We start from the raw sequence: 22,923 nt of genomic DNA on the forward strand, positions 1-22,923 counted from the left end.
GTTATTCTCTCCCCTTTAAAATGGTTTCCATAATAGCCATCCGTGTGTAAACACCGTTCCGCACCTGTTCAAAAATCCGAGAGCGATCACACTCAACTAATTCAGAGGCAATTTCAACATCACGATTGACGGGTGCTGGATGCATAATAATGGCTGATTCTTTCATTTGCTTTTCTCGTTCAATTGTTAAACCAAAATCTTGATGGTAACCTTCCTTTGAGAAGCTTTTATTTACTTTATGACGTTCATGTTGCACACGTAGTAACATAATGACATCACTTATTTCGATCAGATTATCCCATGAATGATGGGCTTCAAAACTGCCAGACCATTCTTCTGGACAAAGGAAATGAACATTTGCCCCTAAATTTTGTAATGCTGTAGCATTTGATTTCGCTACTCGACTATGAGAGATATCTCCTGCAATAGTGACATTCAACCCTTCGAAATAGCCAAACTCCTTTTTGATGGTATAAAGATCCAATAAGGATTGTGAAGGGTGTTGCCCAGCACCATCCCCTGCATTAATAATCCCTACATTAATACCATCCAGTAGCTCATTGTAATACTCATCTTCTGACGCCCGAATGATGACTGCATCTAAACCAATCATTTCCAATGTTTTGACAGTATCGTACATCGTTTCCCCTTTCGTAACACTCGAAAACCCTGCATCGAAAGGGATAACATGACAGCCAATTTTGTATTCTGCCATTTCAAAGCTTGTTTTTGTGCGAGTACTTGGTTCAAAAAATAAATTGGCCACTTTGTGTGTGCGAGATAACGATGATGTTTCACCATTTTCAAATGCTTGCGCAAGATCTAGGATTTGGTTAATCTCTTCTGTTGTTAAATGTTCCATCGATAATAAGTTCTTCATCATGTGACCTCCATTAGGTTGTGAATCGTGAACGTCTATATATGACGTTCTCTGTATATAAAGTAAAAGCCCCGTTGATGTCATCAACGAGGCATGAGGAGGCGTGACAAACTACAGCAAGACATATATCCTACTTCAGCCTGTCCACAACTTCCCTTTTTTTGCCTCTCTGGACAATTCATTAAAAGGTACTACTATGAATCTTTATTTTGATTGTATTGTACGGGTATATCAGCTTCTTTTTTACCTGGTAGAATCGCATTCAATAGCACACCAATAATCGCCGCTAGTGCCATTCCTTCAACACTCAATGATTCTGAGATAACAAACTTGGCACCGCCAATACCAATGACTAGAATCACTGAAGCAATTACTAGGTTACGACTGTTACCAAAATCAATATGATTATCTACTAGCATACGTAAGCCACTTGCTGCGATAATTCCGAAGAGTAAGATGGAAACTCCACCAAGTACTGCGGTTGGAATCGTTGCAATTACTGCCATTGCTTTCCCGAAGAATGATAGTAAGATAGCAACCACTGCTGCACCTGCAATAACGTAGATACTGTATACTCGAGTAATGGCTAGTACACCAATATTCTCACCATACGTTGTTTTCGGAGGGCCTCCGATTAAAGCACTCACAAATGTGCCAAGTCCGTCACCTAGTAGCGAACGGTGTAGTCCTGGCTCTTTAATATAATCCCGATCTACTACTTTTCCTAATACCAGTTGATGACCAATATGTTCTGAAATTGTTACAATAACGATCGGTACCATGATAAGTAGAATTTTTGTTGTTATTTCAAACTCATAATGCACACCCGGTATTAAGAAATCAGGCATAGCGAAGAATTTTGCTTTGGCAATCGGTGTATAGTCTACTATGTCAATTATCATGGAGTAAATGTAACCTACAATTAGGCCTATCAAAATTGGCATAGTGCTTAAAATTCCTTTAAAGAAAATCGTAAAGATGATAGCTGTAAAGACCGTAACTAAAGCAGCTGAGAAGTGTAAAAAGCTATACTCTCCATTAACGTTCATTGCCATATTCACAGCCGTACCAGAAAGTCCAAGCCCAATTACCATAATTACTGGACCTACCACAATCGGTGGCAAGATTTTCATAATCCACTTATAACCACTTTTCCAAATGATTAAGGATACAATTCCGTACGTAATGCCGACAGCCATAGCACCGATCATGGCATTGCCTGGGTTTACACTCGAACCGTCTTCATTTAAACCACCTGCAGCAAGTAGGATTGGTGCAATAAAGGCGAAGGATGAGCCTAAATAAGCCGGTACCTGGAATTTCGTAATTAATAGGAAGAATAATGTAGCAATTCCGCTTGTTAAAAGGGCAATCGCTGGACTAAGACCTACTAACTGCGGTACTAAAATCGTTGAACCAAACATCGCAAACATATGCTGGAAGCTTAATGTCACTAGCTGGAGCGGGGTCGGTTTATCCTTAATATCTAAAACTGCATTTGACATACTGTTTCCTCACTTTATTGTTCGTCTTCTTTGTAAATAATGACGCAATCTTCTCCGTCTACTTCTTGTAAATTGACAACAATGCGCTCAGAGCCAGAAGTTGGAACGTTTTTTCCCACATAGTCTGCTCTAATTGGTAGCTCTCGATGTCCTCTATCTACTAGAACAGCTAGCTGAATTTGTGCAGGTCTTCCTAAATCCATTACAGCATCTAGAGCTGCACGTACTGTTCGACCTGTATAAAGTACATCATCCACTAAGATGATTTTTTGATTTTTCACTTGATACTCGATATCAACTTGTTCTACATGTGCTTGTTCGTTTTCATGTTTCGTTGTTAAATCATCTCGGTAAAGTGTAATATCAAGTTCCCCTGTACGAATCGGTTTACCTTCAATTTTTTCAATTCGCTGCGCCAAACGTCTGGCTAGAAAGGCACCTCGTGTTTTAATGCCAACTAAAATACATTCATCGATTCCTTTATTACGTTCAATAATTTCATGGGCAATACGTGTTAATGCTCGTGTCATTGATGGGCCATCTAATAATTCATTTTGTGCCATATTCGTATCCTCCTCTCTTCAATCTATTATCGGCCATGTGTCCATAAAAAAACCTCTCGAGGCGAATAGCCTGAGAGGGTTGTATACGTGTCGAAAAAGCATGTTGGAAAAATTTGCAGCACAAATTTTCACAACACTATCACATGTCCCTTCTCAGCCTCTCTGGACTGCCATTAAAGGTGAATATTTAGTTATGTTGTTCATTCACTGTCGTTAGTATAGACTTTCTTTTCGTATACGTCAATGCCTATTTCGTAAATCGTTTAATAATTGTTCATAATCAGCTGGAAGTGGTGTTTCAAACTCCAAATATTCTCCAGATGAAGGATGATCGAATCCTAAAGTCGCTGCATGTAAAACTTGTCCCCCAAAGTCGATTGTCTTTTTCGGTCCATATTTTGGATCTCCAACAAGTGGGAAACCAATATAATTCATATGCACACGAATTTGGTGTGTACGTCCCGTTTCTAAACGACATTCCACAAGCGTATAGTCACCAAAACGTTCAACAACTTGGAAGTGTGTGACAGCATGTTTACCATTATCGACAACTGCCTGTTTTTGGCGATCTTTTTGGTCACGTCCAATTGGTGCATCAATTGTCCCCTTATCATGTGCAATATGCCCGTGGACAAGAGCAATATATTTACGAGTAACTGTTTTATTAACTAATTGATTGACTAATGATTCATGAGCCGTATCGTTTTTAGCCACCATCAATAAACCCGATGTATCTTTGTCGATACGATGGACAATCCCTGGTCGTAGTACACCATTAATCCCGGATAAGTCTTTACAATGATACATTAACCCATTTACTAGTGTACCTCCCATATGGCCCGGTGCTGGATGTACCACCATACCCTTTGGTTTATTCACAACAAGAACATCTGCATCCTCATAAACAATATCTAAATCTAAATTTTCCGGGACAACATCCAATTCTTCCACTTCTGGTACATCAATAGCGATGATGTCACCAGCTTTAACCTTATATTTTGCCTTTACAGCATCACCGTTTACTTTAATGACTCCATCACTAATCCAGTTCCCAATTTGCGTACGTGACCACTCAGATTGTAAGCTGGAAAGTGCTTTATCAATGCGCTCTCCTTGCTGCTGTTCTTCGATTGTATATGTTACTTGCGTCATTGTTTCACCTGTTTCTTCTCTTTTTTATCTTCCATAATTAAGCCAATCATCAGCACGACAACTGCTATTGTTAATGCAGCATCTGCCACATTAAAAATAGGGAAATCATAATTAATAATTGGAATTAAAACATCTACAAAATCGACCACTTCTCCTCTAAATAAACGGTCAATAAAGTTTCCTACTGCACCACCAAGCAAGAGCATTAAGCCAACTTGAAAAACAGGCTTTCCCTTTGCTTCTTTATGATAGAAATAGACAATCGCACAGATAACAGCAACTGTGACAATACTAAACAGCCACATTTGCCCCTCTAGCATCCCCCATGCTGCCCCTCTATTTCGATGAGACAAAATACCAAACCAGGGGTCCCATACAGCAATGCGTTCAGCATATTCCATATTTTTCACAATCAGCCATTTTGTCCATTGATCCAGTAAAACGACAAAAGCAGCTAATCCATAATATTTATACACAGACATTCCTCCGTTCACTCAACATCTTACCTATTCTACCATAACAGTACCATTCACAATAACTAATATCATATCTAAATATGGCTGATTCTAAATCTCTCCAAGAAATATAAAAAGGCTATCCCTATTACGTTTAAGCAATAGAAATAGCCATAACTTATTGGTTAGACAGTTTCAGATTCTTTTGAATGTACTCGCTTCATGAAGTCATTAACATCAGCAGGAACTTTGCGATCTATTAATGACACGATAATAACAGATAAAAAGCCCACAGGCACTGTCACAATACCTGGAATTTTAAACTGCAAGAAGCTTGGTAATGTTCCTGGTAAAAAGATCATCCACATAGACACGCCAAGTCCTATTAATAATCCTGCAATGGCTCCTTTCTCTGTCATGCCTCTCCACCAAATACCTAAAATGAATATTGGGGTAAATGTACTTGCAGCGACAGTAAAAGCGAGCGCCACTAAATGACCAATGGATGCATCCTTTACAAGTAAACCCAATGCTCCATATAAAATACCTAATAATACAATAGCCACTTTCCCAGCAATCACTCGTTGTTTTTGTGTAATATCCTTTTTCATGATATTGGCATATAAATCATGAGCTAGTGCACCTGAGCTTGTAATAAACAATCCTGAAAGATTGGAGAAAATAGCTGCAAATGCTCCTGCAATAACTAATCCAAGTAGCCATTTGCCACCTAGTGCAAGGGCTGTAGTAGGAATCACCATATTATTCCCACCCAGCACTAAATCACGCATAACTTCCTCACTAGCTGTCCCAGAAATGAAAATAGATCGACCTACAACACCTAAATAAACAGCTAACAAGAAGAACGCGCTTGCAATCCCAATAGCCATGAGTGCAGATTTACGGGCTGCTTTAGCACTTGGATTTGTATAAAAGCGCAATAATATATGTGGAAGTCCAATTGTTCCTAGCGCTAACCCAATCGTCATACTAATTGTTTGCCAGAACGTGGGGAAATAGAAGCCCGTGCCTGTCCAAGCAGCACCATCAAAATTGATATCATTGCCATCTAAAGCATATGGTGAAGTGCCTGTGATTGGACCACTAAATGAATGGATGGCTGCTAAAATTTTATCATAATGTAAACCGCCATAAACTGCTGCAATTAACATCACGATAAACGCACCAAGACGAATCCACAACTCTAGTGCTTGGTTGATGGTTGTTCCTTTCATACCACCAATACCCACATAAAAAATCATAACAACACAAGTAAATATAATGCCGAATTCATAAGAAGTACCGAAAAACATACTTAAAATTTGTGCAGCACCTAATAATTGGGGAGCTGCATAAAATCCAGAAATCGCTAAAACCACTGCTACCGCTACAAGGCGTGCTCGTCTACTATGAAAACGATAGCCTAAAAAATCTGCAACGGTAAATGCACCAAAGCGTCTTAAAGGACCTGCCACAAAAATCGCTAATAATGTTAGCCCAATGGAGAAGCAAAACGCATAATAAGCACCATCATATCCAAGTTGAAATGTTAACCCTGCGATGCCCAGGAATGTTGCTGCACTTAAGTAATCCCCACCAATCGCAGAACCATTTGTAAACCATCCGAAACTTCGGCCACCTACAAAGAAATCCGATGCTGTTGCATTTCTTTTTGTTAAATACGTAATGTATACAATTGTTCCCATTAAAGCAATGGTCATTAACATCTTTGGTTCTAATAGAGCTTCCATCATTCAACATTTCCCCCTTTATTCCAACTACTTATTTGCTATATCGTATTTTTTTAGACGTTTCTCGTACATGGCCGTATGAACATATGCAATAATAAATGCCATAGCCATCATTACAATCGTTGTCACAAACCATGTGACTGTCATACCACCCCACATCTTCTTAAACGCAAATGCTGGCGCAAACCAATTCATAACAGGGATACTAAAAATCAAAATAAAGTAAAATATCGATAAACCTAAACCTGTTGTAAATTCATCTTTCATAATTTTGTTTGTTGTTGCATCTAAAGGTGGTAGATCTTTCACATCAATTGTTCCTGCTTCTACATAGTCATAATCATGACTGCCTACTTCCGCCATAAGCTAACTCCCCCTTTTCTGATAAATGAATAATTGTCTGAAATTTCAAATTATTATTCACTACAATTATTCTATTCTATTTCCACTTTAATATAGATATAAAATATTGCTGTATTAGTACAAAAAATTGCTATTTTAAGTTAAAATATTTTTATCTTTTTATTCGTAGGGGGCTGATAGCATTTTAAAGGTGGTATGGTATATGGAAAGCTCATTTGACAAGCAGCAAATGAGTGAATGGTTAAAAGAGGTTTTACCAAACGCTTTAGAGGAGTGTAAAGTGCCAAAGCCAGAAGATGAGGTCATTATTGTCTATGAAGTCAATCGGTTATTTGATTGGGTAAAGATTAATCGATTAAAAAGAAATTATCCTAATAGTATTATTGTCCCGTTTGTTACAGAACACCTTACCTACTCGACTGGTATAGCAATTGAATTAGCTTTACCTGCACTTCTCATAAAACCATTACAAAAATCAAAATTTTTACGAATCGTAAAAAAGCTGTATACGTTCTATCAGGAAAAAAAGGCGAGTACACTTACAATGCTTGAGCTATCACAACAAGTATCCCAACAACATACCTCTCCATTTAGAGAAGCATTTTTAAAACGCCTGATCCGTGGAGAAATTGACAATGAACAAGAAATAATACAATCTGCTTCATTTTTATCGACAAGCTGTATACCTAATATTGTATTTTTAATTCAAGGCTATATTGATGGGGCTAATAAGAAAGCTGTCCCACACGATGCAAGTAGTAGTATTACAACTGTTTTTCGTCAGCACTTTGCTGAGAAAGCCTCCTTATCCTTTTTACATTTTGAACGCTATTTATTACTTCTTATGCGAATTCCTAGTGAGTACAACTCTTTCAAACATTGGACCGAGGGTGAAGCCAGTTTATTAGAGGTTATCGAGACCCTAAAAAGGGATTGTTCTATTCATCTTTTTATGGGGGTTGGAGGTGTATTTCAGGATGCTATGCAAGTGAAGGAATCCTATAGTCAGGCTAGAAAAGCGCGTAGAAAACCACCTATCCATAATATACACATCAGATATTACGAAGATTTAACAAAGCATGAGCAGCTTCAAAAAGCTATTCAGTATATTGAAGAACATTACGACGAACAACTGACCATTCGTGATGTTGCAAAATATATTAACTTTAGCCCAACTCATTTTAGTAGACTATTTAAAAAAGAAACAGGTCGCAATTTTGTTGACTATGTTGCTTATACACGCATTATCAAAACCTTACCTTTTTTACGTAAGTACGACTACACCATAGAAAAAATCTCCTCCACCTGTGGCTTCAATACACCAAATTACTATAGTTTAACATTTAAAAAATATGTAGGTATCTCTCCAACAGATTATCGCAATACGACAGAAATTTTATTTAAATAATAGAAAAGAATCTGCAAAAAACTTCCATGAAAAAAGCAAGCCTCCATCAAGGAGACTTGCACATCCTCTACATTAAAATGCAGATTCTTGTTATTTATAGATTAAACGTAATACTTTTCTACAACTTCTGCACAGCGAGCACATACTGTAGGTTGTGCTTGATTTGAACCAACTGTTTCAGAAATTGACCAGCAACGCTCACATTTCTCACCTGTAGCCTTCTCAACAACGATGGAAACATGCTCAAGTGTTAAAGCTTCAGCAGGTGCCTCCTCGATGGCAGCTACCTCAAAAGCTGAAACGATGGAAAGTTGTGCAAAGTCAATGTTGGCATCGTTCAATAATGCGACAACATCTTCTTTCGCATAGACAGTGACTTTTGCTTCAAGTGATTTACCAATTGTTTTCGCATTACGTGCTTCCTCTAATGCTTTTAAAATATCATCGCGTACATCAATAATTTTTTCCCATTTTGTACGTAGGCTGTCAAAATTCGCTTGAACATCTACCTCTGGGAAATCTGTTAATTGAACAGAAACTTCTTCTACAATACCTTGAGCATGTAGATAAGACCACATTTCATCCGTTGTATGTGGGATAATTGGTGTCATGATTTTTACCAATGTCATCAATGTATCATAAATAACTGTTTGCATCGCACGACGATCCTTATTGTCATGACCCTCGATATAGACTACATCTTTGGCAATATCAAGATAGAATGAAGATAACTCTACAGCAACAAAATTATTGACTACATGATAGACAGCAGCAAAATCATAGCGATCATAGGCAGCACGCACAGTTTTTAAGACATCCTGTAAGCGCATATATACATATTGATCCATTTCACGAAGCTCAGCATAACTTACACGATCTTTCTTAGGATCGAAATCAGCAATATTGCCGTGTAAGAAACGGAAAGTATTACGAATTTTACGATACACTTCAGATACTTGCTTTAACATATCCATCGAGATGCGCACATCTGCTGTATAGTCAACAGAAGCAACCCATAAACGAAGTATGTCTGCTCCATACTGATCCATTACTTTTTGTGGAATAATCACATTCCCTAAAGATTTACTCATCTTACGTCCTTCACCATCAAGAACAAAACCATGTGTTAAAAGTCCTTTGTATGGTGCATAGCCGTTAATAGCTACAGATGTAATAAGAGATGAATTAAACCAACCACGATGTTGGTCAGAGCCCTCTAAATAGAGATCAGCTGGATATTTCATACCACGCTCTACTAGTACACCTTGGTGTGATGAACCGGAATCAAACCATACATCCATAATATCATTTTCTTTTGTAAATTCGCCATTCGGGCTACCTGGATGTGTAAAGCCTTCTGGTAATAACTCTTTTGCTGTTTTTTGGAACCAAATATTTGATCCATTCTCACGGAATAATGCTGAGACATGACTAATTGTTTCAGGTGTAATAATAGGTTCACCATTTTCAGCATAGAAAATCGGAATCGGCACACCCCACGCACGTTGACGTGAAATTACCCAGTCTCCGCGATCACGAATCATATTATAAAGACGAGTTTCTCCCCAAGCTGGTGTAAATGCTGTTGCTTTTACAGCCTCTAATAGCTCCCCACGGAATGCTTCAACAGATGCAAACCATTGTGGTGTCGCACGATAAATAACAGGCTTTTTCGTACGCCAGTCATGTGGATAGGAGTGCGTAAAGAAATCAAGCTTTTCTAACGCTCCTACTTCTTTTAGTTTTTCTGTGACGAGTTTATTCGCATCATTATAAAACACGCCTTCAAAGCCCGGTGCTTCATCTGTATAACAGCCACTATTATCAAGAGGGCTAAGAATACCTAAACCATACTGTTTACCAATATGATAATCGTCTTCACCATGCCCTGGGGCTGTATGAACACAACCTGTACCCGCCTCAGCAGTTACGTGTTCACCTACCATAATAAGCGATTCACGATCGTAGAATGGATGTTGTGCTACAATACGATCTAATGCCTCTCCTTTTACCTCTTGTACAACCTCATAGTCTACCCATCCAAGCGTAGTTGCCACTGACTCTAATAACTCTTTGGCAATGATGAATTTTTTATTAGCCACTGCAACTACTACATAGATAAATTCAGGATTCAAAGAAATCCCTAAGTTTGCTGGTAATGTCCATGGTGTTGTTGTCCAAATGATAAATTTAGCATCTGCTGGAACAACACCCTTCGCATCCTTAATTGCAAAGCTTACATAAATGGATGGAGATTTGATGTCCTTATATTCAATTTCAGCTTCCGCCAAAGCAGATTCAGAAGAAGGAGACCAATAAACCGGCTTTAACCCTTTATAGATATAACCTTTTTCCGCCATTTTACCGAATACTTCAATTTGACGAGCTTCAAACTCAGGCTTTAATGTAATATATGGATTTTCCCAATCACCTCGAATGCCTAGACGGCGGAATTGGGTACGTTGATTGTCAATTTGCTCATAAGCATACTCTTCACAAAGTTGGCGGAATGCTGCTACTGACATTTCTTTACGTTTTACACCTTTGTTAGTCAATGCTTGCTCAATTGGTAAACCATGTGTATCCCAACCTGGAATATAATTGACATGGTAGCCAGTCATGGAGCGATGACGTGTAATCATATCCTTCAATACTTTATTTAAAGCATGGCCGATATGGATATCACCATTTGCATAGGGAGGACCATCATGTAGAACAAATTCTGGTCGACCTTCCGTACGCTCCATCTGTAATTTGTTAATATCCATGCCATTCCATTTTTCTTGCATTTTTGGCTCATTTGCCGGTAAATTTCCACGCATTGGGAAATCTGTTTTTGGCATTAATAAAGTATCTTTGTATTCAACCATTAAAATTCCTCCTTTATTTTACACAAACAGGTAGACATTTTTCTCATAAGACAGTTATTGGCAAAATTATCTAAAACGATTCGGAAACAAACAAAAAAAGCCCTCAATCCCACTAAGGGACGAGAAGCTTCTACTCGCGGTACCACCCTAATTGTAGTACAAAAATTTGCACTACCTCTTAAAAGCACGTTTAACGTCGTGCATCACGAAATAACCTACTTTTTTCAGTTATTTAGCTCAGAAGTGATGTTCAATGCTAGTTGTATGTTTGGGCTCTCACTGTCCCCAAATCGCTTAACAACGCCTAACAAATACTGTCTTCGTCTCTGCTTTTATGCATATCTGTTCAAAATAATTACTATTACAAAGTATATGAAATTCAAACAATCGCGTCAAGTTTCATTTGTCAATTACAGCAATTAAAAAGAAAAGTTAAATATCCTCAGAATCCTGTGCTTCTTCAACAGATGCTTGAATTTCTGTTAAATCGATATCATATTGCAGCAAATGATCCCAGTCATCTGCATTAAGTAAATCCAGCTGTGCTTCTACAAGCATCTTGAAACGATTACGAAATACCTTAGATTGCTTTTTAAGCTCATCAATTTCAATCGTCACCTTACGAGCCTTCGTCAATGCTTCATTGACAATGCGATCAGCATTTTTTTCAGCTTCTTTTACAATGAGCTTTGCCTCTTTTTGAGAATTTCTTCTCACTTCATCAGCCGCTTCTTGTGCAACGACAATAGATTTCTGCAAAGTTTCTTCTAAGGTGTTGAAATGTCTCGCTTGTTCTAAAGCCATCTCTAATTGCTTATCAACCTCTTTTTTTTCACGAAGCAGAATTTCATAGTCTTTAATAATCTGATCTAAAAATTCATTTACTTCATCTTCAGCATAACCTCTGAAGGCTTTTGTAAACTCCTTATTATGTATATCAATAGGTGATAATGGCATACAATCCTTCTCTCCTTTACATGTACATTCGTAATTCCTATTATACAATTGTTCCGACAACTTAGCAGTAAAAATTAATGAAATTTACTTCACTTTCAGCTTTTTTGGGCCAATCGACCGACTTGAAGACGGATTTTATCTTTTTTTGTTCGGCCTTCAGTCATAATAATTTTCACCCGACCACTTCCACGTATCGATAAAATATCTCCCTCTTGTAATTCAAAAGCAACTGTATCTCTTTCTGTCCAATTTACACGAACTTTTTTCCCAGTAATTAAAGCTTGAGCTTTTTGGCGTGATACATTTAATACAGTCGCAATAATTACATCTAAGCGCATGGAAGATACTGTATGAGATTCCTCCAACCATTCTTCCTCATTTACAATAAGGGAATCCGCTTCTTTTAAAGACTCAATATGCACCTTAACTTTACCAATACCTGTTAAATGTAACCGAACATATTCTGCTACCTCTTGAGCTACAACAAATTGCACCTGCTGATCATTTACACGAATATCACCAAATTTGCCACGGTTTAAACCTAATGAAAGCAACGCACCTAAAACATCAGGATGTCGTAATTGGACAAATTTCACTGGATATTGAATCGTAAATGCCACTAACTGAAAGTCTTCTTCTATCGCTTCATAGTAAGTAGGAAAAATAAGCATACGCTGCCTCTCCGCCTCTTCAAATAAACCTGTGCATGCAGTTTTTAGGGTATCATTTTGCCCGATAATCGATGTCACAATAAAACGTTGTCTTGGATCAAGAAAATCTGTCAGCTTAGGCGCGTAACGATCTTCAACCTCACGCTGCCAGCTTATTACCTGTTCAATAAAGGGCTGTTCATCTTTTCGAAAATGCTGGATTAAGTGTTCCATCTTGTTGTCTCCTCTTTCACTGTTCCTTTTTGCTTTGTTAGTTGGAAACTTAGTATTCCCAATTAATGACGTTTGGACCTCATTGTTTTAAAATTTTTTATTAGTCGCTTTAATAGCGGAGATCATTAAAATAAATAAAAAATCCCCACCAAAACGTGAGGATTTATTTCTAAGCGAACATAAAATATATTTTCTGAATGACTATATAAAGCCCTCTTTCAATAAAATTCAGCATAAAGATGGCCACAATTGGCGAAATATCAATCATACCAAGAGGAGGAATGAACTTCCTAAAAATCCCTAAATATGGCTCACAAACTTTTTCAAGCATGCGACCAATGGCTGAATTTTGAGCGGCAGGCACCCAAGACATTAAGATATATGCAATTAGCATGAATGAGTAAATCTTAAATGCTAATGATACATAACCAAGTATAATAAAAAAAGTCATATAAACTACAATCCTCGCTATTAATTATCGTCTAAAATAAAGTTTGTAATTTCACCAGTCACTTCTACATTATCTGGCGTACAAAGGAAGATATCTTTACCGATACGTTGAATATCTCCAGCAAGAGCATAAACTGTGCCACTTAAAAAATCAATAATGCGTTTACCTTGTTCTCTTTCGATACGTTGCAAATTGACAATTGTTGCACGTTTATTTTTTAAATGCTCTGCGATATCTTGTGCTTCTGCATAAACTCTCGGTTCTATTAAAACAACTTTTGCTCCCTTAGAACTCATAGCTGCCTGTAAACTGACTATGTTATTAGGAGTTGCTGTGCTTTGTGGCATAATTTCATGAATAGGTGCTTTGCGTTCTTTCATCATTTTTTTTGGCTTAACTGAATGAATCGGTTGCTGTTGTTGTATGGGTTGTTGTTGCTGAATAGGAGCTTGCGTGATTTCTTCTTCTAATTCTTCTTCAAGGTAAAAGAAGTTTTTAATCTTATTTTTCATGCTCATCCTGTTCCCCTCTTTCATTTCCAACAAGAGCCGTTCCGACTCGAACAAAAGTAGCCCCTTCCTCTACCGCAATTTCAAAGTCATTAGACATGCCCATTGATAACTCGGTACAAGGTGCGTGTGCGAATCCTTGCTCGGCTATTTGCTGTTGACATTGTTTTAATTGCTTGAAAACAGAGCGAATAATTGCTTCGTTTTCGGTGTTTGGTGCCATAGTCATTAAACCTACAACTTGAATCTTCGTAAAACCTTTTAATGCTTCTACAAAAGGCAAGACTTCTACGATAGTTAAACCATGTTTTGATTCTTCACCAGAAACATTTACTTGTACAAAACATTTAACAGGTTGTTCGGCTCTTTTTTCAATTTCTTCTGCCAAACTCAAACGATCTAAGGAGTGTAAATAATCAATGCTGTTAATCACTTGCTTTACTTTACGTGTTTGAAGCGACCCAATGTAATGCCAATGAACATTAGCATGAATATCAGTAATTTTACGATGTAAGCCCTCTGGTCTGTTTTCACCTAAATGAATGAGCCCTGCTTCAATTGCTTCTTGTGTTCTTTCAACAGAAACTTCCTTCGTCACGGCAATTATTTGGACTTTTTCGCCCTCACGATTCCCTTTTTTTTCTGCTGCTGTTATTAAATCATTTAGTTTGTTTAAATTTGTTAAGATTTTTGTCACTGTTTTTCCCAACTTTACAACAATAGTTTCCTTTATTGTAACAAGCAATGCTTGATTTATCAATGAATAGCCTGACCTATGTCAGCATACAATTTCACAATTTCAATGAGCCTATGTCTTAGGAAAGGGCTTTGACTAAAATGACATCCTTACCAACAACAAGCACATCCTTCATATACACTTTTCTCACAGACTCTTCACCTTTAAAAAAACCAAGATATTTGCGAGGCTCTGCAATCAAAAATGCTGTCACATAGCCTGTTTCTTTTGATACCTCAGCATCTATTACAAAGCCTATAAATCGTCCATTTCCTGCTTCTATGACTTCTTTTTGTTGTAACATCGAAAAACGCAATGACATACCTCCTCTATTGTTTACTTTCGTATAATCATTTCTACTACCATCAAATTTTGCAGTTACTTTATATTTATGTATCATTTGTTCATTGAATGAAGATAAAATGCGCACCGAATTATACGATGCGCATTTTTTTATTTGTAATCTTTTTGCATTGTTTCAATTGCATTTTTTTCAAGACGTGAAATTTGTGCTTGAGAGATCCCTAGTTCTTTGGCAATTTCAGTTTGGGTCTCTCCATAATAAAATCGTTTGGCAACGATCATTTGCTGACGTTCATCTAGCTTTTGCAAGCTTTCCTTTACCGACACATAGGCAACCCATTGATCCTCTGATACATCATCATCACGTAATTGGTCCATCATATAAACAGCATCTCCGCCATCTGAATAAATGGGTTCCTGTAACGAAACTGGATCTTGAATGGCATCTAAAGCAAATAAAACGTCTTCCTTTTTCATGTCAATCATCTCAGCAATTTCTTCAATCGTTGGCTCTCGTAAATTATCGGTTATCCATTGTTCTTTTGCTTGCATTGCCTTATAAGCAATATCTCTTAGAGAGCGAGATACACGTAATGCATGATGATCACGCAGATGGCGACGAATTTCACCAATAATCATTGGTACAGCATATGTCGAAAATCGTACATTATGCTTTAAATCAAAATGATCAATGGCTTTCATGAGGCCAATACAGCCTACTTGAAATAAATCATCTGCCTGTTCACCTCTATAGGCAAATCTACCGACAATACTAAGCACTAACCTTAAATTGCACATCACAAGCTCTTCTCTAATCTCTGTTTCTCCAGCTTGTAATCGGATGAAGAGTTCCTTCATTTCCTCGTGCTTTAGAATTGGCAAAGTCGATGTATCTAAGCCGCAAAGATCTACTTTTGTTCGCATATTCGATTCCTCCGGATGTTATTCTCTGACTAAACCGTGACATCAGTTTGTCCGAGAGAAACAAGAATATGCACAAAAGCTGCGACCAATTTTAGGTAGGATAAATTTCCCTTTCTAAGAAATTGGTTGATTTAAATTTTCACGTAAATCTTGAATAATTTTCTTTTCTAAACGGGAAATATATGATTGCGATATGCCTAAATGATCTGCAACTTCTTTTTGTGTCATTTCAACTTTTCCATTGAGACCAAAGCGACATTCCATAATATAACGTTCACGCGCACCTAGTAAATTAATAGCGTGGAACATATGCTGACGTTCAATTTTTTTCTCCACATTATCTAAAATAATATGCTCTTCTGTTCCTAAAATATCAGACAGTAGTAATTCATTTCCATCTGCATCAGAATTTAGTGGCTCATCTAAGGATACTTCACCCTTCATACGACTTGTTTTTCGTAAATGCATTAAAATTTCATTTTCAATACAGCGTGATGCGTATGTTGCAAGCTTAATATTTTTATCGGTATTGAACGTCTCAATTGCCTTTATTAAACCAATGGAGCCAATACTAATTAAGTCTTCGATTGGCGTTCCCGTATTATCAAAACGTCTAGCAATATAAACAACAAGACGTAAATTACGTTCAATTAGTGTGTCTCTAGCTCGTAAATCACCATTCATAAAGGATGCAATGACTGTAACTTCTTCTTCTCGACTTAATGGCACTGGCAATGAATCATTTCCCCCTATATAGTACGTTTCACGACTCCGAAACTTACTCCATAATTTTTTCAAGCTAGCAAGTAGCCTAAGAAGCAATAGTTCTCCCCCTCTATGAGTTATTTGAAAGCGCTGAAAAATGTAAAATTGCTGCTGTGCTATGTGGAAAATTTTTAGCTTTTTTGGTTAATACGATATATTCATTTATTTTCACTTGCGAAGGCTCCCCCTTTATATGCCACTCATCAAAGCGAAAACCAAGGACAACGGTTTGCTGCTGTACTGTATTGACATGAATAAATCGTATATAACGCTGATAATCTTCTGAAAACATAGATACATTGTACGGATCTGTTTCTTGCCATTCCATTAATGATTCCCGGAACGCTGAAGGTAAATGTGGTCTCAAAGCAGTATAGGAAACAAAATGAACCGGCTTTCCTGATAATGGCTCAATGGCTTGATTTCCTGTATCTACAAAGGCCGAAAGCGGTATCTTTGCCCCAAAGATTGTTAAAGTTGTATCAAATACAAATTGACCACTTAAGCGTTCTAACTTTACAAAACCCCATTGCTTATAAAATGCAATAAGATTTAAAACTGCAAGCAAAAAGCAAATCATAATGAAGTGGGTGGCAGAAAGATTTTTTAAAAAAGGTTGTAGAGCTGTTAACAATCCGCCAATAACGATCGTTGCTGTTAACACAATCGGTCCTTGCTTCTGAAAGCTTCGAATCTTAAAGTGAAACGCTATACCAATTAACAATATAAAACTAAGAATTGTCGTCCACAGCATTTGACCGCCAATGACAGCTACAAAACTACTACAAATAGAACTCATTAATAATCTTGAATTTTTTACAAGGACTCCTGTTACTCTTGCCGTAAACGTGAGTATCGCTAGATTAAAAAGCGTATTAATGAGCACCAGCCATTCTCCATACATAACAGCCGCCTCCTACATACAAAGTTAGCACGTTACTCCCACAAATATTGTCAAACAATCGCATCATTTCCTAAAAATGTTTTGACAAAAAACATGGTTTCCTTACACATTTGAACATTATGGCAGTCAATATAAAAAGCTCGTATTTTACATATGTAAAATACGAGCTTTTTAGAAGTTAATTAACCACGATTTTTGCGATTACGTAAAAATGCCGGAACCTCAAGCATGTCATCCTGTGCATAATTTTGCTGATTTTGACGTGGCTGCTCATGTTGAACATGCATTTCTTGTCGTTGTTCACGAATAGGTGCTTGTTGCTGTGGAGCAGATTGTCTGTTCATATTAAGTGTCGGTTTTGCTGTAGGTCGTTGTTGCTGTAAAGCTTCCTCTGTGAAGCCTGTCGCAATAACTGTAACAATGATTTCATCTTTAAGATTTTCATTAATTACAGAACCGAAAATCATATTTACCTCTTCATCTGATGCCGAAGCTACGATATCTGCTGCTTCTTGTACTTCAAATAAGCTAAGATTTGAACCACCTGTAATGTTCATAAGGACACCTTTAGCACCATCAATGGATGATTCAAGCAATGGACTTGAAATAGCTTTCTTTGCAGCCTCAGAAGCTCTGTTTTCACCTGTTGCAATACCAATTCCCATTAAAGCTGAACCTTTGTTGGACATAATCGTTTTCACGTCTGCAAAGTCTAAGTTAATAAGACCAGGCGTAGCAATTAAATCTGAAATACCTTGTACACCTTGACGTAATACATTATCGGCTTCTCTAAAGGCTTCTAACATAGGTGTTGATTTATCAACTATTTGTAGTAGCTTGTCGTTTGGTATCACAATCAGTGTATCTACTGCTTCTTTCATACCGCCAATGCCACCGATTGCTTGGGTTTGACGTTTACGACCTTCAAAAGTAAATGGACGTGTAACAACACCTACTGTTAGGGCTCCCAATTCACGCGCAATTTGTGCAATCACTGGAGCTGCACCAGTACCTGTTCCGCCGCCCATACCAGCAGTCACGAATACCATATCGGCGCCTCGTAAAACCTCTTCTAGCTGTTCTCTGCTCTCTTCAGCAGCCTTTTTTCCTACTTCTGGATTTGCACCTGCACCTAATCCACGCGTTAATTTAGCCCCAATTTGTAGCCTTACTTCCGCTTTGGATAAATTTAATGCCTGTGCATCCGTGTTAACTGCGATAAAGTCAACACCCTGTACACCATGTTCTATCATTCGATTGACAGCGTTGTTACCGCCGCCACCAACACCTATGACCTTTATTACTGCAAGTTCATCAACACTTGTATCAAATTCTAACATCTCTTTTTCCTCCCACGGTAACTCGACTCTGTATCATTCATTACGCATTCTAGTTAATCAAAAAACTTATCAAATAATTTTTTTGCTCTCCCAATTACGCTTTCTTTTGGTTCTGAAGGTGCAGAATACTCTTGCTTTTTGCTTATAGCTGGTTGAGCCCCTACAACTGCATATTCAACAGGCTGCGTATTCGTACTTTTACCGTAAAAATCATCTTCTAAATAGGCGTAACGAATAAGTCCAACTGCCGTCGCAAATGAAGGCTCTCTAACACCGATATAATCAGGTGTATAGATTCTAACACGCGTTTGTAGAATTTGACGTGCTAATTGGGCAATCCCCTCAAGCTTTGCAACACCACCAGTTAAAACTACACCGCCTGGTAAATCTCTAACACCTAAACGTGCTAATTCATCTATAACTAACTCTAGTAATTCTTCTAATCTAGCACCGATAATCTCCGATATATAACGTTGGCTGTACTGATCAGTAGAATCTGTACCCACGACAGGCACTTCAAAGAGTTCGTCATCTGATGCGTCATCATAAAAGGCATGTCCAAACTGGTGTTTAATTTGTTCTGCTTGTTCTGTTGGTGTTTTTAAAACGATTGAAATATCTTTCGTTATATGATCACCACCAACTGGTATGACACCCGTATGCGTTAATAATCCCTCTTCAAAAACTGCAATTGTTGTAGATCCGCCACCTAAATCAATAAAGGCAGTTCCTTGGTTTTTTTCATCTTCTGTTAATGCAAAGTAGCCTGATGCTAATGGCTGCAAATATATTTCTCGTATACTTAAACCCGCTCGCTCAACACAGCGAAGAACATTGTGTAAAAGCGTTTTGGATGTCGTTATCATTGTTGCATCCATTTCAAGACGGATGCCAATCATACCACGAGGATCTTTAATTTCATCAAGGTTGTCCACAATAAACTGTCTTGGAATGATGTTAACTAATTCACGTTCAGGAGGTATTGACATGACTTGTGCAGATTCTACCACTCTGTCTAAATCATCATCTGTAATTTCTCTATTTTCACTATTTACAGCGACAACACCTTTAACTAGCTGTAACATCGTCTGGTTAGCTGGAACGCCTAAAACGACTTCATGGATTTGATAACCAGTCATTCGTTCGGCCTGTTCTATTGCTTTTCGAATAGATTGTACTGTTGCATCAATATCAACAATTGCACCTTTTCGAACTCCATTCGACTTTACATTTCCGACGCCAATTACATGTAATTGCCCGTCACTCATTTCACCTATTAATACCTTGACAGAGGAGGATCCAATATCAAGGGAAATGTATAAATCTTGCTGATTCAATTCGCTGCACCTCCTTGAAAAATGCTCTTATTTTCATTCTATTGTAAATTTGGCATAATGTCTAAGCAAATCGAGTATTTTGGTCAATTTTTCTCTCATTCTATGGAAGTTTTTTTCCGCTTGTGACGTTTCTCATCTAACCGAGTTAGTAATATACGCCTAATAATTGCTATATTTTGGAATAAACGTACTCCGAAAGCGAAAATCGCTGCTAAATACAAATCTATCCCCAAATTCACTCCTATAAAAGCTAATCCTGCTGCTAGAACTATATTAAAAAAGAATCCTGATACAAAAACTTTATCATCGTAAACTTGCTGTAATTGAGCACGAATACCTCCAAATAATGTATCTAAAGCTGCTAAAACAGCTATTGACAGATAATTTTCATACATAGAGGGGATTTGTATATTTGTTAACAAGCCAAGGGCAAGTCCAAATATCAAACCTAAAAATGGTAGCCACATATATTAATCTCCTTTTTTTACCTCTGCTAAATAATCATTTGTCAACGGCTGATCAAATGCTGGAAGTTGTAACTGTTCAATTGGTTCTTCGATTACTAAATTAAAATTGTCTAAATAAAATGAGTCTATAAATGTTGAGGCCTGCAAGGAATTATACATTTTTTGCGCTGCTTTATAATCGCTTGTCCCAACAAATATCTCAAATGAAGGCGAAGACAGTGGTATACTGTTTACTGTTGTCTTACCATTGATATCCCGTATGGCTGTTGTTTGTACTACACGGTTACCATCAATTGAGACATTAGTAGCATTGTTCTTAAAAAGGGTATTCAATAATTGAGTTAACAAATCGGGTGAAATCTCTTTAATTTCATAGCCCATTTCTATCAGTTCAGGTGCAGGTTCAACTCGAAGTACAACACCTGGCCCTATAACTTCTGTTAATCCTGCTTGTAGCTTTAAACGATTTAATGTTTCATTTAAGGCTGCTTGCTGATTTACTTTTTCAGATTGCTCATAGCGATCCACTACTTCATGAAGTGAGCGAATTTCTGCCAGTAGTGCGGAATGTCTTTGTTTTTCTTGTGCTAATTCCTCTCTTATTGCCCAAATATCTCGTGTATCTCGCTCAGCTGGTTTTTGTATGGTATTGTATTGTACCGCTATCATCAAACCGATAATAAATAGCACGATCGTTATTCGGGTGTACATATTTCTTTTCAAAATAGCCCCTCCTAGACGTATCGTATGCCCCTCAGAATACGACTTTGAATTGTATAATTTTCTACAATCGACTATATAACTGGAGGCTAAATTAAACATGAAGTTTAAAGTATAGAACTTGTCCTAACTTTCTATTTTTACTTTTGGCATGGTAAGCTTCTGATTTTCTTCAAGTGACACCACAATATTGTCATTTAATAATTGATCTACAACGCCCCCGTTTAAGTTTAAAGAAGCTATTAATGTATCTGAATCACCAACCGCTTCGATCACAAACGGAGCTGGATGTTGTGTACCATCAATTGTTATTACTGGGCCATTACAGCGAATATAAGAACTCGCTAATACACGTTGTCCATTAATAGCAATAGCTTGCGCGCCTGAAATTTTTAGTTCATTTAACAATTTAAATACATGACTTTCATGAACAATATAGTCATTTGGATTTAAGGATTTTGGATCATAGTCTCCATCTTGAAGGGTTATGCGTATGCCCTTCCCCTCACTCTTTAGTTCACCGAGTAAAAACCGTAAATCTTCTGCTTGCTCAACAAGCTTCTTATAGTCCTTTTCGTTTGATGCAAAGGATTTTTCATACTTTCGAATTTGTTCTTGTAAATTATTTACTTCTTCCGTGAGTTCTTTATTACGCTCTTGTTGAGTGATTAACTCCTCACGATAAGAATCTTCTTGCTCAAAAAGCTCAGAATTAATAGTGCCTGCCTCTCGATTATCTTTCGCCTGGTTGTATGAATAGCCGATGATAAATCCTGTTGTTATACAAACAATTAGTAATTCGAATTGTTTTCTAGTAAAAAAACTACCTTTGCTATTCGTCTTCTTGTTGTTCATCTTCTGTCACTTCCTGGTTAACCATTTCACCATCTGCATTTGCTTCCATGTCAATACTAATCTTGTTGTATTCCTCGTTAAAAGGACGATAGTATGAACCAACCTCTAAATCAATCACACCTTTTTCTAAGTTAGCAATTTGTGCGACAATAGAGGGGTAGTAATTTAACTTTTCCGCTAGTGTCTGAATAACAGCACGTACTTCGTAGCCATCATTCATATAAAGCTTGACTGCATTTGGATTTGCTTCATTACTATTCGTGTTAACCTGAGAAATTAAAGCTAATACTTCGGGCTTTAATTGTGCTAGCTGTTCAACAAGCTTATTAATTGTCTTTTCACCGGTTATCCCGATAAAAACAGGTGCATCAATGGGTGTATCATTTCCCTTTTGTTCAAAGCGCTTACCGTTTTCTAGCAAAGGATAATAAGTCCCGTCTCCAGCTAAGTACGCAACTTTTTTCCACTCTTTAATATCAATTGCTACGCCTTGTAACCAGTTACGGTTAACATGTACTTCTTTTACCCATTTATCCTTTAATAAAATCTGCTCAATATCTTCCACTTTGAAACTCCACATTGATTTTCCTGGTGCAAGAGTACTTGCCTCCAAATAATATTGGTCATTCGCTAGCTTAGCACCATTGACAGTGATTTTATTGATGTTACTGTATGGAGATTGAAAATAAAGGAGTACTGCTAACACAATAAAGAAAAGTAATATTAGCACTATAAATTTCCGGTTTGTACGCTTTTTTCGTCGCTTTTTTAGCGTAGGTATGCGTTCTTCTATATCAATTACTTTCTCCACAAAAGTACTCCTC

General features: G+C 37.4%; 24 protein-coding genes and 1 other annotated feature. Of the genes, 1 reads left to right on the top strand and 23 read right to left on the bottom strand.

The window, feature by feature from the left end; all coding sequences use genetic code 11:
- Position 1: 1 nt before the first annotated feature.
- From JIN86_RS15835 to JIN86_RS15865, 7 genes are all read right to left on the bottom strand, one after another.
- Positions 2-880, bottom strand: coding sequence for an aspartate carbamoyltransferase catalytic subunit (locus tag JIN86_RS15835; protein ID WP_202342370.1), 879 nt, complete (start codon positions 878-880; stop codon positions 2-4).
- A 194-nt stretch (positions 881-1,074) separates the two neighbouring features.
- Positions 1,075-2,385 carry a uracil-xanthine permease family protein gene (locus JIN86_RS15840; RefSeq protein WP_004227350.1) on the bottom strand — a complete coding sequence of 437 codons (1,311 nt, stop codon included), beginning with the start codon at positions 2,383-2,385 and terminating at the stop codon, positions 1,075-1,077.
- Positions 2,386-2,399: 14 nt separating this feature from the next.
- A complete protein-coding gene (gene pyrR, locus JIN86_RS15845; protein WP_004227349.1) occupies positions 2,400-2,948 on the bottom strand; it encodes a bifunctional pyr operon transcriptional regulator/uracil phosphoribosyltransferase PyrR in 549 nt (182 codons plus the stop codon).
- 240 nt (positions 2,949-3,188) lie between these two features.
- Entirely contained in the window at positions 3,189-4,100 is a 912-nt protein-coding gene (locus JIN86_RS15850; protein WP_004227348.1) for an RluA family pseudouridine synthase, read from the bottom strand.
- Positions 4,097-4,576, bottom strand: coding sequence for a signal peptidase II (lspA, locus tag JIN86_RS15855; RefSeq protein ID WP_004227346.1), 480 nt, complete (start codon positions 4,574-4,576; stop codon positions 4,097-4,099). Before lspA ends, JIN86_RS15850 begins: the two co-directional genes overlap by 4 nt.
- A 164-nt stretch (positions 4,577-4,740) precedes the next feature.
- Entirely contained in the window at positions 4,741-6,309 is a 1,569-nt protein-coding gene (locus tag JIN86_RS15860; RefSeq protein WP_004227344.1) for a sodium/solute symporter, read from the bottom strand.
- A gap of 24 nt (positions 6,310-6,333) precedes the next feature.
- Positions 6,334-6,669 (bottom strand): DUF485 domain-containing protein, encoded by a 336-nt coding sequence (locus tag JIN86_RS15865; protein ID WP_004227342.1) that lies wholly within the window; start codon positions 6,667-6,669, stop codon positions 6,334-6,336.
- Positions 6,670-6,871: 202 nt separating this feature from the next.
- On the opposite strand from JIN86_RS15865, the gene JIN86_RS15870 reads away from it, so the two are divergent.
- Complete coding sequence (locus JIN86_RS15870) at positions 6,872-8,077, top strand: helix-turn-helix transcriptional regulator (protein ID WP_004227340.1); 1,206 nt, start codon at positions 6,872-6,874, stop codon at positions 8,075-8,077.
- A gap of 101 nt (positions 8,078-8,178) precedes the next feature.
- Here JIN86_RS15870 and ileS read toward each other — a convergent pair whose 3' ends face one another.
- From ileS to JIN86_RS15950, 16 genes are all read right to left on the bottom strand, one after another.
- On the bottom strand, positions 8,179-10,947 hold the full coding sequence (gene ileS, locus JIN86_RS15875; protein WP_004227333.1) for an isoleucine--tRNA ligase: 2,769 nt from the start codon (positions 10,945-10,947) through the stop codon (positions 8,179-8,181).
- Positions 10,948-11,059: 112 nt separating this feature from the next.
- Positions 11,060-11,283, bottom strand: a binding site (T-box leader).
- 96 nt (positions 11,284-11,379) lie between these two features.
- Positions 11,380-11,904 carry a DivIVA domain-containing protein gene (locus JIN86_RS15880; RefSeq protein ID WP_004227329.1) on the bottom strand — a complete coding sequence of 175 codons (525 nt, stop codon included), beginning with the start codon at positions 11,902-11,904 and terminating at the stop codon, positions 11,380-11,382.
- Positions 11,905-11,999: 95 nt separating this feature from the next.
- Complete coding sequence (locus tag JIN86_RS15885; RefSeq protein WP_004227327.1) at positions 12,000-12,788, bottom strand: YlmH family RNA-binding protein; 789 nt, start codon at positions 12,786-12,788, stop codon at positions 12,000-12,002.
- Positions 12,789-12,957: 169 nt separating this feature from the next.
- Positions 12,958-13,239 carry a YggT family protein gene (locus JIN86_RS15890; protein WP_004227322.1) on the bottom strand — a complete coding sequence of 94 codons (282 nt, stop codon included), beginning with the start codon at positions 13,237-13,239 and terminating at the stop codon, positions 12,958-12,960.
- 20 nt (positions 13,240-13,259) lie between these two features.
- A complete protein-coding gene (locus tag JIN86_RS15895) occupies positions 13,260-13,757 on the bottom strand; it encodes a cell division protein SepF (RefSeq protein ID WP_004227319.1) in 498 nt (165 codons plus the stop codon).
- The gene (locus JIN86_RS15900; RefSeq protein ID WP_370568708.1) at positions 13,741-14,445 is read right to left on the bottom strand and encodes a YggS family pyridoxal phosphate-dependent enzyme; all 705 of its coding nucleotides are present in this window, start codon (positions 14,443-14,445) and stop codon (positions 13,741-13,743) included. Before JIN86_RS15900 ends, JIN86_RS15895 begins: the two co-directional genes overlap by 17 nt.
- A 118-nt stretch (positions 14,446-14,563) precedes the next feature.
- Positions 14,564-14,806: a PRC-barrel domain-containing protein gene (locus JIN86_RS15905; RefSeq protein WP_225340754.1), complete on the bottom strand. Its 243-nt coding sequence runs from the start codon at positions 14,804-14,806 to the stop codon at positions 14,564-14,566.
- A gap of 131 nt (positions 14,807-14,937) precedes the next feature.
- Positions 14,938-15,711, bottom strand: a complete 774-nt coding sequence (sigG, locus tag JIN86_RS15910) for an RNA polymerase sporulation sigma factor SigG (RefSeq protein ID WP_004227313.1) — start codon at positions 15,709-15,711, stop codon at positions 14,938-14,940.
- Between the two features lie 114 nt (positions 15,712-15,825).
- Positions 15,826-16,533: an RNA polymerase sporulation sigma factor SigE gene (sigE, locus tag JIN86_RS15915; RefSeq protein ID WP_009373518.1), complete on the bottom strand. Its 708-nt coding sequence runs from the start codon at positions 16,531-16,533 to the stop codon at positions 15,826-15,828.
- A gap of 13 nt (positions 16,534-16,546) precedes the next feature.
- Positions 16,547-17,380, bottom strand: coding sequence for a sigma-E processing peptidase SpoIIGA (locus JIN86_RS15920; protein WP_004227308.1), 834 nt, complete (start codon positions 17,378-17,380; stop codon positions 16,547-16,549).
- Positions 17,381-17,562: 182 nt separating this feature from the next.
- A complete protein-coding gene (gene ftsZ / locus JIN86_RS15925; protein WP_004224858.1) occupies positions 17,563-18,720 on the bottom strand; it encodes a cell division protein FtsZ in 1,158 nt (385 codons plus the stop codon).
- Between the two features lie 53 nt (positions 18,721-18,773).
- Positions 18,774-20,057 (bottom strand): cell division protein FtsA, encoded by a 1,284-nt coding sequence (gene ftsA, locus JIN86_RS15930; RefSeq protein ID WP_004224856.1) that lies wholly within the window; start codon positions 20,055-20,057, stop codon positions 18,774-18,776.
- Positions 20,058-20,152: 95 nt separating this feature from the next.
- Entirely contained in the window at positions 20,153-20,524 is a 372-nt protein-coding gene (locus JIN86_RS15935) for a small basic family protein (RefSeq protein ID WP_004224852.1), read from the bottom strand.
- Between the two features lie 3 nt (positions 20,525-20,527).
- On the bottom strand, positions 20,528-21,247 hold the full coding sequence (locus JIN86_RS15940) for a DUF881 domain-containing protein (protein ID WP_004224851.1): 720 nt from the start codon (positions 21,245-21,247) through the stop codon (positions 20,528-20,530).
- A gap of 123 nt (positions 21,248-21,370) precedes the next feature.
- Positions 21,371-22,099 (bottom strand): DUF881 domain-containing protein, encoded by a 729-nt coding sequence (locus JIN86_RS15945; protein WP_004224850.1) that lies wholly within the window; start codon positions 22,097-22,099, stop codon positions 21,371-21,373.
- A complete protein-coding gene (locus JIN86_RS15950) occupies positions 22,077-22,910 on the bottom strand; it encodes a cell division protein FtsQ/DivIB (RefSeq protein WP_004224849.1) in 834 nt (277 codons plus the stop codon). The genes JIN86_RS15945 and JIN86_RS15950 overlap by 23 nt, the downstream gene beginning before the upstream one ends.
- Positions 22,911-22,923: the final 13 nt, after the last annotated feature.

The organism is Lysinibacillus sp. HST-98 (assembly GCF_016757845.1).
Classification (GTDB): Bacteria; Bacillota; Bacilli; order Bacillales_A; family Planococcaceae; genus Lysinibacillus; species Lysinibacillus capsici.

What these genes read in the sequence shown, in the direction of transcription:
- JIN86_RS15880 (WP_004227329.1), bottom strand. Translation starts at nt 11,904, where the DNA reads ATGCCATTATCACCTATTGATATACATAATAAGGAGTTTACAAAAGCC.
- ftsZ (WP_004224858.1), bottom strand. Translation starts at nt 18,720, where the DNA reads ATGTTAGAATTTGATACAAGTGTTGATGAACTTGCAGTAATAAAGGTC.
- JIN86_RS15935 (WP_004224852.1), bottom strand. Translation starts at nt 20,524, where the DNA reads ATGTGGCTACCATTTTTAGGTTTGATATTTGGACTTGCCCTTGGCTTG.
- JIN86_RS15890 (WP_004227322.1), bottom strand. Translation starts at nt 13,239, where the DNA reads ATGACTTTTTTTATTATACTTGGTTATGTATCATTAGCATTTAAGATT.
- JIN86_RS15885 (WP_004227327.1), bottom strand. Translation starts at nt 12,788, where the DNA reads ATGGAACACTTAATCCAGCATTTTCGAAAAGATGAACAGCCCTTTATT.
- JIN86_RS15850 (WP_004227348.1), bottom strand. Translation starts at nt 4,100, where the DNA reads ATGACGCAAGTAACATATACAATCGAAGAACAGCAGCAAGGAGAGCGC.
- JIN86_RS15895 (WP_004227319.1), bottom strand. Translation starts at nt 13,757, where the DNA reads ATGAGCATGAAAAATAAGATTAAAAACTTCTTTTACCTTGAAGAAGAA.
- JIN86_RS15920 (WP_004227308.1), bottom strand. Translation starts at nt 17,380, where the DNA reads ATGTATGGAGAATGGCTGGTGCTCATTAATACGCTTTTTAATCTAGCG.
- pyrR (WP_004227349.1), bottom strand. Translation starts at nt 2,948, where the DNA reads ATGGCACAAAATGAATTATTAGATGGCCCATCAATGACACGAGCATTA.
- JIN86_RS15835 (WP_202342370.1), bottom strand. Translation starts at nt 880, where the DNA reads ATGAAGAACTTATTATCGATGGAACATTTAACAACAGAAGAGATTAAC.
- ileS (WP_004227333.1), bottom strand. Translation starts at nt 10,947, where the DNA reads ATGGTTGAATACAAAGATACTTTATTAATGCCAAAAACAGATTTCCCA.
- JIN86_RS15870 (WP_004227340.1), top strand. Translation starts at nt 6,872, where the DNA reads ATGGAAAGCTCATTTGACAAGCAGCAAATGAGTGAATGGTTAAAAGAG.
- JIN86_RS15840 (WP_004227350.1), bottom strand. Translation starts at nt 2,385, where the DNA reads ATGTCAAATGCAGTTTTAGATATTAAGGATAAACCGACCCCGCTCCAG.
- JIN86_RS15860 (WP_004227344.1), bottom strand. Translation starts at nt 6,309, where the DNA reads ATGATGGAAGCTCTATTAGAACCAAAGATGTTAATGACCATTGCTTTA.
- JIN86_RS15865 (WP_004227342.1), bottom strand. Translation starts at nt 6,669, where the DNA reads ATGGCGGAAGTAGGCAGTCATGATTATGACTATGTAGAAGCAGGAACA.
- sigG (WP_004227313.1), bottom strand. Translation starts at nt 15,711, where the DNA reads ATGCGAACAAAAGTAGATCTTTGCGGCTTAGATACATCGACTTTGCCA.
- JIN86_RS15905 (WP_225340754.1), bottom strand. Translation starts at nt 14,806, where the DNA reads ATGTCATTGCGTTTTTCGATGTTACAACAAAAAGAAGTCATAGAAGCA.
- JIN86_RS15945 (WP_004224850.1), bottom strand. Translation starts at nt 22,099, where the DNA reads ATGAACAACAAGAAGACGAATAGCAAAGGTAGTTTTTTTACTAGAAAA.